11 protein-coding genes are annotated in these 15,497 nt (G+C 43.4%); 6 read left to right on the plus strand and 5 right to left on the minus strand.

The window, feature by feature from the left end:
• Positions 1 to 318: 318 nt before the first annotated feature.
• The 3 genes from FCL46_RS06375 to FCL46_RS06385 all read right to left on the minus strand — a co-directional run bounded on the left by FCL46_RS06375 (position 319) and on the right by FCL46_RS06385 (position 5,413).
• Positions 319 to 3,537, minus strand: coding sequence for an efflux RND transporter permease subunit (locus FCL46_RS06375; protein ID WP_136805537.1), 3,219 nt, complete (start codon positions 3,535 to 3,537; stop codon positions 319 to 321).
• A 27-nt stretch (positions 3,538 to 3,564) separates the two neighbouring features.
• Positions 3,565 to 4,590: an efflux RND transporter periplasmic adaptor subunit gene (locus FCL46_RS06380; protein WP_136805538.1), complete on the minus strand. Its 1,026-nt coding sequence runs from the start codon at positions 4,588 to 4,590 to the stop codon at positions 3,565 to 3,567.
• A 289-nt stretch (positions 4,591 to 4,879) separates the two neighbouring features.
• The gene (locus FCL46_RS06385; RefSeq protein ID WP_217909568.1) at positions 4,880 to 5,413 is read right to left on the minus strand and encodes a DNA-deoxyinosine glycosylase; all 534 of its coding nucleotides are present in this window, start codon (positions 5,411 to 5,413) and stop codon (positions 4,880 to 4,882) included.
• A gap of 839 nt (positions 5,414 to 6,252) precedes the next feature.
• On the opposite strand from FCL46_RS06385, the gene FCL46_RS06390 reads away from it, so the two are divergent.
• Positions 6,253 to 6,810 carry a methyl-accepting chemotaxis protein gene (locus FCL46_RS06390; RefSeq protein WP_167505749.1) on the plus strand — a complete coding sequence of 186 codons (558 nt, stop codon included), beginning with the start codon at positions 6,253 to 6,255 and terminating at the stop codon, positions 6,808 to 6,810.
• Positions 6,811 to 6,840: 30 nt separating this feature from the next.
• Here FCL46_RS06390 and FCL46_RS06395 read toward each other — a convergent pair whose 3' ends face one another.
• Together FCL46_RS06395 and FCL46_RS06400 are read right to left on the minus strand one after the other, a co-directional pair.
• Positions 6,841 to 8,943: a PAS domain-containing hybrid sensor histidine kinase/response regulator gene (locus FCL46_RS06395; RefSeq protein ID WP_136805540.1), complete on the minus strand. Its 2,103-nt coding sequence runs from the start codon at positions 8,941 to 8,943 to the stop codon at positions 6,841 to 6,843.
• Positions 8,944 to 9,191: 248 nt separating this feature from the next.
• A complete protein-coding gene (locus FCL46_RS06400; RefSeq protein ID WP_136805541.1) occupies positions 9,192 to 10,385 on the minus strand; it encodes an MFS transporter in 1,194 nt (397 codons plus the stop codon).
• Positions 10,386 to 11,302: 917 nt separating this feature from the next.
• Here FCL46_RS06400 and FCL46_RS06405 point away from each other — a divergent pair.
• From FCL46_RS06405 to FCL46_RS28430, 5 genes are all read left to right on the plus strand, one after another.
• Positions 11,303 to 12,172, plus strand: coding sequence for a phosphocholine cytidylyltransferase family protein (locus tag FCL46_RS06405; protein ID WP_136805542.1), 870 nt, complete (start codon positions 11,303 to 11,305; stop codon positions 12,170 to 12,172).
• Positions 12,173 to 12,176: 4 nt separating this feature from the next.
• Positions 12,177 to 13,274, plus strand: a complete 1,098-nt coding sequence (locus FCL46_RS06410; RefSeq protein WP_136805543.1) for a pyridoxal phosphate-dependent aminotransferase — start codon at positions 12,177 to 12,179, stop codon at positions 13,272 to 13,274.
• A gap of 5 nt (positions 13,275 to 13,279) precedes the next feature.
• Positions 13,280 to 13,927, plus strand: a complete 648-nt coding sequence (locus tag FCL46_RS06415) for a CDP-alcohol phosphatidyltransferase family protein (RefSeq protein WP_217909569.1) — start codon at positions 13,280 to 13,282, stop codon at positions 13,925 to 13,927.
• Positions 13,928 to 13,970: 43 nt separating this feature from the next.
• Positions 13,971 to 15,245 carry a hypothetical protein gene (locus FCL46_RS06420; RefSeq protein ID WP_136805544.1) on the plus strand — a complete coding sequence of 425 codons (1,275 nt, stop codon included), beginning with the start codon at positions 13,971 to 13,973 and terminating at the stop codon, positions 15,243 to 15,245.
• 66 nt (positions 15,246 to 15,311) lie between these two features.
• Entirely contained in the window at positions 15,312 to 15,440 is a 129-nt protein-coding gene (locus FCL46_RS28430) for a hypothetical protein (RefSeq protein WP_267313711.1), read from the plus strand.
• Positions 15,441 to 15,497: the final 57 nt, after the last annotated feature.

Genomic DNA, 15,497 nt, shown 5'->3' on the forward strand with positions numbered 1-15,497 from the left:
CCGGTAAGCGAGGGACGAGACTCCGAGATATTAACTATATGCCTCCGGTAATTTTGCGAGTTTGCCTTGATCTGAGCGAAAATCCCTATTGTCGGACAGCCTCCTGGGACTACTTATTCCCCACAAGTTAAAACCCCTGCCTTGCAGATTGCGCGGGGTCCTTGAAAACACAACAAAAGGACTGAGGGTAAAGGGGAGAGGGCTGAGTAAATTGCATGGAAAATACTATAAGCTTCTGAAGCACTCAGTCCTCTTACCTTTGGCCTCAGTCCCTATGACGCTTCCAGTCTTTGCAAAATGCTGGAAAAGTGTACTTCCTTAAAGGTTTTTACTTTTCAGCATGAAATAGAGTACAGGAACCGCCATCCGACTAATAAGCAACGAGGCAATCTCTCCAAACATGAGCGATATTGCCAACCCCTGAAATATCGGATCAGCGAGAATTACAGAGGCTCCAACTACAACTGCAAGGGCGGTTAAGAGCATGGGTCTGAATCGAATTGCCCCTGCATCAACAACGGCTTGAGCGAGGGGATGTCCGTCTTGTACCCGCAACTCGATGAAATCCACTAGAATAATAGAATTACGCACTACAATTCCAGCGCCTGCCATAAAACCGATCATTGAGGTGGCGGTAAAGAATGCACCAAAACCCCAATGGGCCGGGAGTATACCGATAAGAGAAAACGGAATAGCTGCCATAACGACAAAAGGGGTGAGATAGTCTTTAAACCAACCAACCATCAGCATGTATATGAGTATCATGACAACACAGAAGGCTATACCGAGATCGCGGAATACCTCGAGGGTAATATGCCATTCACCGTCCCATTTCATTGCTGGTTCTGATTCTGAAAAGGGTTGATTAAGATTATAGAGCGTTACTCCCTTGTCACTGCCGCCAAATGATTTGGCATTAAGTTCTGCCAGTTTATTATTCATGTCAAAGATTGCATAAACAGGGCTTTCAACTGATCCCGCCACATCACCGGTTACATAGATTACCGGTTTGAGGTTTTTACGATATATTGGTTGTTCGACCGCCATATCGGTAATATGAACCAGCTCGCGTAAAGGCACCAGCTTGGAGTTCGGAGAACTGTTATCTTTGAGCGAAATGTTAAGCAGATTTTCTATCCGTGCCCGATAGGCTGCCGGAAGCTCTATGACCATATTGACATCTTCTTTATCACGCGGTTGGTGGAAGATATCGAACGAGAGTCCACCAATAGCAATGTCGATGGTTGTGGTAATCTGTTCTTCCGAGATACCATTAATAGCAGCTTTTTCTTTATCTACAGTTATTACTTTTCTGGTTCTGTCATCTTCTCTGAACCAGTCAACATCCACCACTCCCTCGGTACTGTTGAATATCTCTTTAACAGCGGTGGCAAGCTTGACTCTGCTGTCATCATCAGGTCCATAAATCTCTGCGACAATGGTCTGCAGCACAGGGGGGCCTGGAGGTACTTCGGCAACTGCCACAGTTGCGTCATATTTTTTTGCAATTGCGGCAATTCCCGGTCGGATTCGCTGCGCAATATCATGGCTTTGCAAGTTGCGGTCATGTTTAGGGCGCAGGTTGACCTGAATATCAGCCACGTTTGAACCGGATCGAAGGAAGTAGTGCCTGACGAGTCCATTGAAATTGTAGGGCGAGGCGGTGCCCGCGTAGATCTGGTAGTTGACCACAGCAGGATCGTTCTTAACTAATGCACCCATTTCAATTGCTACTTTTGCAGTATGTTCAAGGGTTGAACCCTCGGGCATGTCGAGAATAATCTGGAACTCACTTTTATTGTCGAAAGGAAGCATTTTCACTTTAACAAGGCCCATATAGACCATACTGGCTGATCCGAGAAGCAAAGCAGTGATGGTAATGAAAAAGAGAATCCGCCATCCCCTGTGAGCCAGTAGAGGATCCATAATAATATGGTAGATCCTGGTGAACCAGTCGTCTGGCGACTGATCTTCAGGTGAAGCGTGTGACTTTCCATGACCATTATTTTTCAGCAGGCGTGTTGCCGCCCATGGCGTAACCGTAAAGGCTATCAGTAGAGAGAATATCATAGCAGCTGATGAACCGATCGGGATAGGTCGCATATATGGACCCATCAACCCACCGACAAATGCCATCGGCAGAATCGCAGCAATAACGGCAAGTGTTGCAAGGATGGTCGGGTTACCAACCTCTATCACGGCATCAAGTGCAACAGTCATTCTGGATTTGTCACGATTTTCGGGTAAGTGCAGATGCCGTACAATGTTTTCAACAACAACTATCGCATCATCAACCAGGATACCTATTGAGAATATCAGGGCGAAAAGAGTAATACGGTTGAGTGTGTAGCCATAGAGGTAGAAGACGAGAAGGGTAAGCGACAACGTGGATGGGATGGCTAGCATAACCACCATTGATTCACGCCAGCCGAGAAACATGAGAATGAGCAATGCAACACCAAACACTGCAATACCCATATGCAACAGAAGTTCGTTTGATTTTTCTGCGGCTGTTGCTCCGTAGTCGCGGGTAATCGTCACTGATATATCTTCCGGTATAAGTGTACCCTTAAGACTTTCTACCTTAGTGATAACATCCTGTACTACCGCTACTGCGTTAGCGCCAGGACGCTTTGCAATGGAGAGAGTAACGGCAGCATCAAGATCAGGACTGTCTGCTGAACCGAACATAACATAATTCTCAGGTTCTTCAGGGCCATCGGTTATTTCGGCGATTTCGTCAAGATAGACGGGAAGACCGCCATATACGCCGACAACAACCCTGCCAATTTCCCGTGCGCTTTGCAGGAATGTACCTGCCTGCACGAGTATTTCCTGATCGAGGGATTCAAGATTTCCTGAGTAAGATTGCAGGTTAACTTGCTTGATATGCTGGATAACTTCGGTAACTGTCAGGTTCCTGGAGGCAAGCAGCAATGGAGAAAATTTAATAGAGAGTTGTCGTTTAGTTCCGCCGATAAGTTTTGTTTCGGCGACGTTTTTGATACTTTTAATACTGTTATCAACTTCAGCAGCGAGTCTTCGCAGCATCATATGGTCGTATTGGCTGCTGTGAAAGGTGAGCGCAAGTATAGGTACATCATCAATCGTATGAGGCTTTATAAGCGGCTGGGAGACGGTGTGAGGTATCCTGTCAAAATTCGTTTCGAGCTTTTGATTCAGGCGGACAATAGAGCTCTCGATATCTTCGCCAACATAAAATCTCACTACCAATAGAGTACGTCCTGTCATGGATGTAGAGTAGATATATTCGACTCCGGGCAGTTCATAGAGCAGTTTTTCCATTGGCACAGTGAGGCGCTGTTCAACCTCCTGGGGTGTTGCTCCCGGCATAGTGACCATAACATCGATCATTGGAACTTTGATTTGCGGTTCTTCTTCCCGCGGCAGCATGAACAGTGCAAGAGAGCCAAGCAGAATAGAGGCAAAAATGGTGAGTGCCGTGAGCTTTGAATCAATAAATATTGCGGCCATTCGACCTGCAAATCCCTGATGTTCGTTTTGGAGTTTTGTCATGATCGTTCTATTGTCGATGCTGAATTATCAGTGAAGTTTTACAGGCTGACCGTCTTTAACAGTGTCCTGTCCTTTGGTAATGATCAAATCGCCGGGTTTGACTCCTGAAAGAATTTCGATCCCATCGTCGTAGGTTGTTCCGCTTCGTACTAATCTGAGGCGTGCCTTGTCGTCTTCTACAACAAAGAGCTGTTCCATCTGGCCTGAAATGCGAATAGCATCGTGTGGGATAATGATAGTCCCTGCACCTTTTTGCAGGAGTGAGACCCTGGCAAACTGACCTGAGCGCAGGTTTTCTTCATGAGAAATATTCAGTTTAACTGCTCCGGTACGAGTTGTAGGGTTGGCTATAGGTGCAATCTCTGCAATTGTTCCGGTGGTGGTAACAGCAGCTGATGGGATGGTGATAGAAAGCTGATCTCCTACGCGTAATTCACTGATCATTGCTTCGGGAATGTCGGTGATAACCTGCAACTGTTTATCATCTTCAATATAGAGTAATGGTTTGCCCGGAGTTGCCATATCACCCACATTTGCTTCTTTACGGGCAACTAACCCATTAAATGGTGCAAGAATTTGTGTATACCCCTGCAAGGTTTGAGCTTCTTCGTAGGCAGCTTCCGCAATTGCCAGTGAATCTTCATATGATCGAACTGTTTCAGGTGTTGCGGCATTTTTTTTCAGCAGTTTCTTCTCACGTTCAAGATTTCTGGAGGCCTGATTGAGCTGGGCACGAGATTTCCTGAGCTGGGCATCAATTTCTCCTGCACTGATTTTAACAAGCAGGTCACCTTTTCTTACAACAGAGCCAAGCATAACAGGTAGTTCTGAGATGGCACCGGTTACTTTTGCGGCGATCTCTGCTCGGTGTGCTGACTGGACTGTACCCAGTATCTCAATAGGATTGCTTACCGAAACCTGCTCTGCTTTTTGGGCAGTCACGGTAACCTCAGTGAGTTGTGGTGTTTGAGATGTACCGTTTTCATGATTTTCACAGCCACTTATCACGAGGCTGATAGAAATCGCAGTGGCAATTAACCAGTATAATTTCATTATACTCTCCTGGAGATATATTAACGGTTGTGCGACAGCTTTGTACGTGACTATACGAAATTGCAGCGATGTAAAAGTGCGTGTTATCCTGAATAGATGATAAATTTAAGGCAATAGTTAAATAGAGTAGGATCTATCCTAATATTTGTCAAAGGAAATGTCGAGAAAATCAGATTAAAAAATTGTGCAACATGCTGAAATATAATGTTTAATGTACTACTTTGTAGCTGTCGTAATCAATGTAACGGTAGTTTTCTGCCGGTATGTCCGATCAGCTTTCAGGTCCAGGTTATTCGACTGTACCCATAATGGATTTTTGCCACATAACTATCTTCTCATCAATTGAATAACGGGCATTTGCCGGGCTGGTCGATGTAAGACCAACACAACGGATGTTTTTCAACTGTTCACCGAGTAGAGGGTGCACATAGCGCTTAAATGATTGCTCGGCTTTGCCGCCGTTAAAAAAAATACGATCTATTTTTTTGTGTTTACTGAGCAACGAATGAAAATCATTTGGAATGATTGATTGTTCTTCTATGTCAGAATCGAGACTGGTAGATCGCGAGCATTGTTCTATAACATCCCATAGTGCTATCCCGTTATCGAGAAGAATTGCAAGTCGCTTCTGATACGGTTTGTCAGGGCCTGCACCAAAAAGGTTTCCCATGATATGCCAGAAACCGTTACGCGGGTGAGCATAATACTGCACTTCTGTAAGAGATACTTTCCCAGGCATACTGCCTAAAATGAGCGTGTGAGAATTTTCGTTGATAACTGCCTTAAAGCATACAGGATTGTCCATTGCTGCCTTGTCTCTCATTGCACGTGGTTTTCGCTAAATTGGTATGGGGATACGCGTGTCATTCTGTTATGAAATGGACGATAAGATTACTACGAATCTATGAATACTGCGAGAATAACCCCGTTAGTTTCATCATCTCTGGATGATTATTATGATTACCTGCGCAAAATATATGTTGATGATGAGGTGCAACGACCATTTTTTCTAAAGAAGTATTGTTCGTATCAGTATAGCTGATTTTCAGGTAATCGTTCATTTTTTTGCATGATTGCGGTCTGATATTATAAAGTATTTGGCTTTAGATGTATTTGCATATAAACGCATAAATCTAGATGCTCGTCTACAATCGTCATTCTTACACTTGCTCTGTAATACGAGTTTGAAAAAAATATCTGATATTACTGAGAATTAAAGAGGAGAACGATTGTCAGTAACCTGCCAGTAAGTCTCGATTATCTATCGACACCTTTAAATTAGAGAGAAAAGAATCAAACACGGACCTTGGAAAATTTTAGCTTAGCCGATAATAAATTCTGTCGAAAGCTGCTATTAAATGATAGGCTTTGTGGTGGAATCACAGGCGATCGGAATATGGTCATGTCAAGAGTTTCCATAGCATCACCTATCGTTGCCGATAACAGTGCTCCGGCTTGTGCCTTTACTGGTTCTGTTTCCGATGCAGTAACATCACAGGCCGCATAAATCGAAGAAATCTCAAACTCAGTAAAGAGATCAGTGCCCAGGTGGAGGCAAATTCAAGCAACGCTGAAGCGGCGAATAAAGTTACGACCGAGGCAAGCGAAGCTGCAGAAAAGGGTAGTGAACTGATGAAATGAATGATGCAGGTGATAGATGATATGAGTATTTCGAGTAAGGAAATTTCTAATATTATTAAAGTCATTGATGAGATCGCTTTTCAGACGAATCTACTTGCCTATAATGCGGCTGTGGAGTCGGGACGGGCGGGAGTTCATGGCAAAGGTTTTGCTGTTGTGGCTGAAGAGGTAAGAAATCTTGCTGCACGAAGTGCCAAAGTGGGAGAAATCAATTCTGCGCTTGAAGAGATTCTTGATCTCACTAGCAGCGCAGGCAGACTTGTTGCTGAAATGAGTGTGGCCTCAGGTGAGCAGTCCAGTGGTCTTGCGCAAATCAGGGAAGGGTTGGCGCAGATCGACAAAGCAATCCAGCAGCATTCAGCAAGTGCTGAGCAGACAGCATCTGCAATGGCGGAAATCTCTGTTAAAGCAAGAGGGTTGCAGGCTACTTTTTTGAGCAGGTTTCGTTTAAATAGTGCTCTGGAAACGCATGGACCCGGACAACACTACCTTGCTGAGATAGCATCAGGTTACGGGCATCAGCAGCAACCTCGTCCAGACTCAGGAAAAAAGAAGGGCGGATGGTCAAGTATGCGCTGATAGTACGATGGCGAATGGTGCCATTACATCTCAAGTTTTGGTCGGTTGCTGCAGCATTTCCTGAAGGACGACTATGTTAACAGGCTTAGAGAGGTAATCGTTCATTCCTGCTTCCAGGCAGCGCTCTCTGTCTCCAGTCATGGCAAAGGCTGTTAATGCAATTATCGGAATATCAACAAATTCTTTGAAATCCTCGTGGGTACGAATGTACTTTGTAGCTTCGAAACCATCCATTTCAGGCATCTGTATATCCATCAGAACAAAATCATATTGTTCTTTTCGGAGTGCGTCGAGTGCCAGGCGACCGTTTGGAACAATGTGAACACTGTGACCTAATTTTTCGAGTATAGATCTGAGGATAAGCTGGTTGATAAGGTCATCTTCTGCTAGCAGAATGTGTTGACTCTTGTCAGTATGCTGGGATGCAACTTTAACCTTTGGCTTGATCGTTTCATCAAGCTGCTTACCAGAACTTACTCCGGCTATAATATCGAAGATCACTCTGGTTCCTTCGTTTTCCCGGCCCTGAATGTCTATTGTACCACCCATCAATGTAACCAACCGTTTGACGATGCTGAGGCCAAGTCCTGTGCCCTTGTATTTGCGTCGAAAGGTCCCCTCGACCTGGGCAAAAGGTGCAAAAAGCTCACTCCCTACCTGATCAGGCAAGCCAATACCGTTGTCGGTTACTGTGCAGAGTAATCGTATCTTTCCTTCAGCAGGTGGAGATCCGAGTTGGAGATTGATATGTATTGTACCTTTTTCGGTAAATTTAATAGCGTTGCCTACGAGGTTGGAGAGTACCTGGCGATAGCGGACCTGATCTCCGAGGCACGTAGAAGGTACATCAGGACTGATTTCATGAGATAGTATCAAATCAGGATCCGGAGCCACGGTTTTAAACGAGGCTATAAGCGAAGTAATCAACTCACGAGGCGAGAACACTTCACTTCGGATTGAGATTTTACCTGCTTCTATCTTTGAAAAATCGAGAATGTCATTGATGATTGTTAAGAGGGTTTGGCCGGACTTGAGAGCGGTATCAACATAATCGCGCTGCTCTATTGACAGGTGTGTCAATCCGAGGAGTTGCAACGTGCCGAGTACACCATTCATCGGGGTACGAATTTCATGACTCATATTAGCCAGAAACTCTGATTTTGCCATGTTTGCCTTATTAGCCTGCTCTTTGGCTAGTTCAAGCTCCAGCATAATCGCTTTTCTATTGGTGATGTCACGAGTCACGCCAATAATACCACTGAAATCTCCGGAACTTTCCCATAGAGGGGAGGCAATGCTTTCAATCCATATGGATGAGCCATCTTTTTTAAAGAGTTCAATTTCCCAATAGATAGGTTGGATATCCGTTTTTCTAGGAACTTTATCAAAAATATCTACTAGCGGCGAATCCAGAATAATCGAATGATATAGTACAGGTAAAGCTTCAGAAGGGCTATGGCCGCTCAGATTTGTTATTGAAGGGCTTATAAAAACAGGGGTCAAGTTGGTGTCTGTGGTCCAGATAACATCATGAACATTATCAGCCAGTAATTTATAGAGTCGCTGGCTTTCTTTAATGCTCTGCTCGGCCTTCAATCGTTCGGTAATATCACGGGAAACACTAAGGATGAAATCCTCACCATCTACATTGAGCAGTTGTAAACGTAATTCAACAGGTATATGCCTGCCATCTTTGGCTACATGAGTAGTTTCAAAAGAACATGAACCTTTTTTATGAAGTACTTCATAATATAAATCTACATCCTGATCATAGCTGGCGAGGTTGATATCACGTGGGGTCATTCTGAAGAACTGATCACGGGTATATCCAAGTCGTTTTGTAGCTTCTTTGTTTACATCAACAAATTTACCAGGCATGCCGGATTTTGAATCTGTACTAATGACAAACATGGCATCGGTTGCATAGTTGAAATATTTACGATACCTGTTCTTGCTTTTTCGTAGAAGTTCCCGGGAAGCCTCACAGTTATTCAGGCTGTTTTGGCGAGGTATGCAATGCTGTAATGCATTGGTGGTGATCTCCAGCTGCTGTTCAAGTTCAACTACACGTTGTTCAGCTAAAGTGAGATGGTTGCGTAAGCGATTGATTTCGTTAACTGGTAGTGAAGACATAGGCTGAAAATGCGCAGTTTGTAAAAATTCCCACCAGATTAGAAAGACTGGTAAAATGTGGGTGGGACAGAGATTAATTCATTTTGTAAAGAATGATAACTTCGAAAACTACAGTATTTATACGGTGGTCGTCAAATAGAAAGATCATTCGAGACGAGTGTGAAGGATAAAAATACGAAGATTTTTGCATGTAATATGCAATTAACAACACAATTGCAGAGATGCGTGTAAAGTTTGTTACATGTAGGTCACCGTTTTCTTACCACTTCAGGAACCTTGATAAAGAGAAATATCCCTGCAGCAACAGATAACAGCAGCAGGCAGCAACCTGCAATTATGAGTGCGAGGGAAAGGCTCGCCTGTCGTGCTCCGTAGCCGATAAGCGGGCCGAGTATGCTAAAACCAGTCCGGATAATAAGACTGCGGATAGAGAGAACTGTGGCTCTGATATCTGAGGTACAGTATTTATTGGTGAGATCTTTTAATATTGGCGTTGCATACCCTCTGGCAGCGTAAAAGAACAGCAGGGTGAGTATACCAAGGGTAAGCGGCATGGCACCCAGCAAAATATACCCGGCAGGAATGAAAACGCTAATAAGGATGACGCCCAGTCGTGTCCCCAGAATAGTGTTGATCCTGTAAACATATGCCGAAACCAGTGCAACAGTCAGGTTGAGAGCAACCCAGACAGGGGTGATCACTACTTCATTGAGTCCGTTATTAACAAAATATACTTGAGAGGTCCATGCCATGCACAGTGTGCAGGTCCCGATAACAGAAGAAATCAGGATGGTGGCGCTCAGTTTGATGTTTACAAACAGTGATTGATGGCAGATGGAGAGAATTTGTTTAAAACTCGGACGGTTGATGAGTTTTTCCCGTTGCGGTTCAACAAGCATAAGTGATGCCGGAATGGCAATGGCAGCAATTATCGCCTGAGCAATATATACCGACCGATAGCTGAGCAGCGCTGCAATCAGGCCACCACCGATAGCTGCAAAGGTTTCTGCGAAGTTGCCGAGCGCAGTGATCCTGCCTTCGTATTGCAGATATTTTTGCTCTTCACCCATATCAGCCAGACTGTCGTACAGCAGGGCAGAATCAGACCCTGATATAAAACTGCCACCAAGTCCCAGAATAATTTCTGCCACCAGAAAATGCTCAAACGAACTTGACACAGAGTAGAGAACAAAACCGAGCGTCCCAAGAATTGAGCCCATAATGAGCGATTTCTTTCGCCCGATAACATCCGCCATATATCCGGATGGAATTTCCATGAAGGCAACACTCAACGAGTAAATGGCCTGCAACAGGTAAATGTCAAATTCATCCAACCCGTTATCGCTATAAAAGAGCGCGACAATTGGCATGATCAACATCAGCCATTTAGAGAGCTTGATAAGATATAGATAGTAAATATTGGCGGGAACTGATGGGCGCATAAGTCAGATGATAAGGTTACTGCGTTAATTGAACTTCAGTGAGTGTAATTTTGAATATGTCCGTTTACCTCTTGAGGATGTTTTTTTCAAGGGGTGAGGGACGGCATTATAGCCGCTGGAGCGAAAAAGGCCCGTATTTCTGTATTGGTGGCTGGAGCTGTGGTAGAGGATACACCATTAATTAGTTCCCGTCCGAAAACTGTCAATTTGCCTGATATGTTCGTTATGCACAAAATATTATCCTCAGAATATCAGCGTTATATGTCTATGGAAAAACCTCACACACGTCTCGATCTAAAGCCATCTGCAGACTTTTCGGTTGAAAACTACATAGTTGTAACCTAACCGGTATGTGATGTTTAGCTGGTGCTGGATCTGCAAGATGGTGATTGCGAACTGATCGGATCGACCCTCCTCATTATGCGAATTGTCTCGTTGAGCCTGGCGAGTGCATTGGGTCTAATCGTGGCCGAAAATACTTGCTGTGCGGCTTGTTCTTAGAAGAATCCTTACCACTATTATTAGAGATGAGCAAAACACAATAGTCCATCTTTCCATACCAATCGTGTAATGCATGAAAAGGTTATATAGTTGATGTGTATCAGCACCTTAGCCTTTTTATCGTGTTCTCGAAGTAATTGAAAAAACGGAAAAAACATTGACATAGATTGAATGTTAGAGTATTCTAATTTGTCAACATAGTGAAATAGACGTTATAATTTCTGATAATTCATCGTCTTTTTCCATCTCACTTCTTGTGTTAATTCTACTATCAGATTTCTGCCCTTCAGCTATTTCGACTGAGCCAATCGGCACAAAAGAAAAGTTACATTTCTTACTTTTTGCCATCCCCAATTCGCACAAATCCGTGTTGAATGTCCATCCGGTTTGGTTTGGCTTAAATTCTGGAGGAAATTATGAGTACCAGAACTCTCTATGCAGATCTCGGAGAAGAACGGGTTAGTACGGCTTTGCTGCTCGCAGCAGGAACAGGAAGCCGCCTCTCCCCTTTAACCGATATGACGCCTAAATGTCTTGTCCACGTCAACGAAATATCAATTCTTGAGAGATTGGTTCTTTCGCTTCAGGAGTATAATTTCAAGCGCCTGGTCGTTGTTGTTGGCCATCAGGCTGAGTCGGTCCGTGAATATCTTGGATCAAGAGCCGGGGGAATGGAGATATCGTATATCACAAGCCCACTCTACAAAACCACAAATAATATCTACTCTTTATGGTTAGCAAGAAAAGTCATAAAAGAACCATTTATGCTTATTGAAAGTGATTTGGTTTTCGAGCCGACGATGCTAAAAGAGATGCTGGTTCCTGATCGAATAGCGGTTGCCAAGATACGTCCCTGGATGAACGGAACGACAGTAACTGTAGATAAGCTTAATGAGGTTGATGCATTTCACTGCGGTATTAATAAGCTCAACAAAAACCATTTCAAAACCGTTAATATTTACAGTCTTTCGAGTGCTACCTGGAAATTGGTTTGTGAAAGACTTGATCTATATATATCTAACAAACACGTGGATGGTTACTATGAGACCGTCTTTGCAGATCTGGTAAGTGAGGGTTGCATCAGCTTTTCACCGGTCTTCTTTGATTCCAGTCTCTGGTATGAGATTGATACTCTAGCCGATCTGAGAGCTGCCGGGACAGTCTGTGAACTCTATGATCAGCCACTTCCCATTAAAACACATATCAATCGTTCAAAGGTGATGGGCCACCCTTCAGATTTCGGTATTCAAGTATCATCCACACCGGGCCTAAAGGCAGTTCATTAATATTATGGCGAACCAAAAAAATACTGCCAAAGAGCGGTACACAGATATTTCAAATAAACATGGCGGTTATTGGCGTTATGATTTTATCGATCACAACTATCTGTATAATCTCTACTTTCCGCCTGAAGATTTTTTTACACATATCACCGAAAATATTCATCAACTGGTCCTCAACTATCCTGTCGGCCAGAATGAGTTAGCTGATTTGACAGGTAAATTAATTAACCAGTCACCAGATCACATCGTGGTTGGTAATGGTGCGGCAGAGCTCATCAAGATTATTGCCGGGATGAATCAGCAAATGATTGTTCCTGTCCCGTCGTTTAATGAGTATGTCAATGCTGCTCCAGAAGGTGATGTCATTGAATTTGTGCTGGAGGCACCTTCCTTTCAGCTCGATATCGACAAATTTGCAGAAGAGGCTATTAGAAGAAAAGCCCGTATAGCAGTGGTTGTTTCTCCGAATAACCCTACCTCATTGCTGGTACCTAAAGCAGAGTTGGTTCGGTTGCTTAAAATCCTGGCTGATCACAGTTGCATGCTCATTGTTGATGAATCCTTTATAGATTTTGCCGAAAACGGTGAGAGTGAAACGCTTGAAGATGAGATTGGCAATTATCAAAATCTTGCAGTGATGAAGAGTATGAGTAAGGCCTTTGGTATCTGCGGTATACGCATAGGCTATTTACTTACAGCTAATGCAGAGTTTAGAGCGCAAGTCCGGAAAGGGCTCCATATCTGGAATATAAATGGTTTTGCCGAAGAATTTTTACGGCGTGCACCAACATACATTCAGCAGTTCAGGGAAAGTTGTAATACGGTAAAAGCAGATCGGGATGAATTTTATATGCTTCTCGGTGAAATTCCGGGAATGGATGTCTATAAGCCAGATGCCAACTATATTTTTTGTCGTGTACCTGATAATGGACCATCTGCTCCTGAGGTAACTGAAAGACTGTTTGTTGAGCACAATATTTATATAAAACACTGTCAGGGAAAAACGCTGCCGGAATCTGATCGTTATGTACGTATAGCCAGTCGAACTAAGACTGAAAATTGTAATCTTGTAAATGCATTACGCAGTGTTCTTGGATTGGTGTAGTAAGAATGAAAACATCAATGTTAGCAACTTCACGAAAATCTATCTTGTCATACGCTGCAGATCTGCCAAACGTTTGTTCGCTGGTTGGTCTCTTCTGTTCGCTGCTCGCAATATACTATTCAATATTGGGTCTGTTCCATGCGGCAATGATTGGTATGATCTGGGCTGTATTTTTTGACTGGAGTGATGGCATTATTGCAAGAAAAATGAAAGGGCGTACTGAAGTCCAGGGCCTTTTCGGAGCACAGCTTGATTCACTCATTGATATTGTCAGTTTTGGGATTTGTCCGGCAATTTTGTTATTAAGCTATGGTGATTTCAGTGGTTGGTACATACCAGGTGCTTTTATAATTGTTGCGACGGGTGTTATTCGTCTAAGCTATTTCAATGTCTTTGGGCTGGTTGATAAATCAACCTACATGGGCCTTGCTCTGGACAATAATGTTATCCTGCTGAGTGTTGTGTTCCTCTTTAATTCAATGATGAGTCGCCCCGCATTTTCCATTGTTCTTTACATAGCACTCATGGTTTTGGCCGCACTGAATGTTGCTCCGATCAAAACACCAAAATTTGCAGGCAAATGGTATTACATTCTCTTTGTTTATACTGTGATGATGTCTGCGATATTTATCTGGCAGTGGTATAGCCTGTGATTGAATATCATTTTTCATTTTGTGTAATTATATGAATATACGCATGACTGTACCTGGATCTCTGCTGAGTGAATGCATATCAAAAAGCAATGATGAACTCGTCATATATGCTACGGATAATTTTGCTCAGTTCCCACGCCGTGATGGCTCCATACGATCAAGCTGTGACCGAGCGCTTCCTGCTGCGTCTACAAACGATCTGGTTGTCTTACGTGGTAAACAGAACCGTGAATATTACAGATGGCTTCGTTCTCTTAATCTGGGACCTGAGCACGTTATTGAATATCACCAACTGTCTTCAGAATTCAGCCTTGCAGAGTGTATAGTCAGAGACCCTGACCCTGTTTTGAAGTTCATAGACGAAACTGGCCGGAAACCTGTGTACGTTCCCTGGTTTTCTGGACGCATGGAAGCTGAGGCGGCAAAAATACTTGGTGCTGAGCTTTTCGGTGCGACAGAGACATCGACCATAAAATACAACGATAAAGCAGAATTTAAAAATGTTTGTAAGGAACTGGAGATCCCAGTTGTCGCAGGAACTACCTTTGAGATAAACCCGAAAGACACCGAAAACGCCGGTAATATGGTTCGTATAATTCTCAGGCTTCTGACAGGGTGTGATGAGGTTATCATACGGGGTACCTTAGGGGAATCAGGCATGTCTTTATACAGGACAGGTGGAGATAACATCCTGAATGTATATGACGCTATTGTTAACAGTGGTGAGAAGACAGTTATAATCGAGCCGTTTCTGGATGTCATATCAACACCTAATGACCAGTGGGCAATCGGTAACGACGGCACTATACATCATCTTGGTCTGGCTGATCAGATTTGTGAAAGTGGCATGGTCCATATCGGTACTCAGAATTGTCCGCGTTCCTCGAATCGCATTTATGACTATGTCACTGAGACATCACGTCTGATAGTAGATCACATGTCAGCATTCGGTTACAAAGGGGTGCTTGGTATCGATTATATTGTTACTGACGAGGGCGTATTCCCAGTTGAAAATAACGCACGTTTCAATGGTTCGACATTTGTTCGACTCATTCACGATAAAATAGTGACCAGCCTGCCTTCAGCTGCTTGCTGGAAATTTCTTAAATTCAAGATAAAGAAAGGTACATTCACTGATCTTGTCGAAAGACTTGGATCATTCATGTATGACGGCAAAAAATCAAATTCGGTTTTTCCGTATAATTGCAATTCATTAGAATTAAACGGTTATTTCTCAATTATCTTGCTCGCTGAAGACTACAACCATCTTGTGCATCTTGAAAGATCCCTGGCTAATAGTGGTATTAAAAGGGAATGACAGGTGTCAAACAGCTGAGGAGCTTCTACAGCCTCAGAAATATTCAACATACCCGGAGATTAACCCATGGGAAAAGATAGAAAGAGTAACAAGGAAGATAAAAAGAAAGCGGCTCTGACACCGAAAGAGAAGAAGGCTGCCAAGAAGGCTAAAAAAGGCCCTGGTGATTCTGTTATTAATACAAAATCAACGTGAAAAGGTCTCTGACCCAAAACGCTTTGTATCGCTTTTTTGCAGGTGGTTTTCAAAGGA

It is taken from the genome of Desulfosediminicola flagellatus, from assembly GCF_005116655.2.
Classification (GTDB): domain Bacteria; phylum Desulfobacterota; class Desulfobulbia; order Desulfobulbales; family Desulfocapsaceae; genus Desulfopila; species Desulfopila flagellata.

What these genes read in the sequence shown, in the direction of transcription:
- FCL46_RS06375 (WP_136805537.1), bottom strand. Translation starts at nt 3,537, where the DNA reads ATGACAAAACTCCAAAACGAACATCAGGGATTTGCAGGTCGAATGGCC.
- FCL46_RS06380 (WP_136805538.1), bottom strand. Translation starts at nt 4,590, where the DNA reads ATGAAATTATACTGGTTAATTGCCACTGCGATTTCTATCAGCCTCGTG.
- FCL46_RS06385 (WP_217909568.1), bottom strand. Translation starts at nt 5,413, where the DNA reads ATGAGAGACAAGGCAGCAATGGACAATCCTGTATGCTTTAAGGCAGTT.
- FCL46_RS06390 (WP_167505749.1), top strand. Translation starts at nt 6,253, where the DNA reads ATGAGTATTTCGAGTAAGGAAATTTCTAATATTATTAAAGTCATTGAT.
- FCL46_RS06395 (WP_136805540.1), bottom strand. Translation starts at nt 8,943, where the DNA reads ATGTCTTCACTACCAGTTAACGAAATCAATCGCTTACGCAACCATCTC.
- FCL46_RS06400 (WP_136805541.1), bottom strand. Translation starts at nt 10,385, where the DNA reads ATGCGCCCATCAGTTCCCGCCAATATTTACTATCTATATCTTATCAAG.
- FCL46_RS06405 (WP_136805542.1), top strand. Translation starts at nt 11,303, where the DNA reads ATGAGTACCAGAACTCTCTATGCAGATCTCGGAGAAGAACGGGTTAGT.
- FCL46_RS06410 (WP_136805543.1), top strand. Translation starts at nt 12,177, where the DNA reads ATGGCGAACCAAAAAAATACTGCCAAAGAGCGGTACACAGATATTTCA.
- FCL46_RS06415 (WP_217909569.1), top strand. Translation starts at nt 13,280, where the DNA reads ATGAAAACATCAATGTTAGCAACTTCACGAAAATCTATCTTGTCATAC.
- FCL46_RS06420 (WP_136805544.1), top strand. Translation starts at nt 13,971, where the DNA reads ATGACTGTACCTGGATCTCTGCTGAGTGAATGCATATCAAAAAGCAAT.
- FCL46_RS28430 (WP_267313711.1), top strand. Translation starts at nt 15,312, where the DNA reads ATGGGAAAAGATAGAAAGAGTAACAAGGAAGATAAAAAGAAAGCGGCT.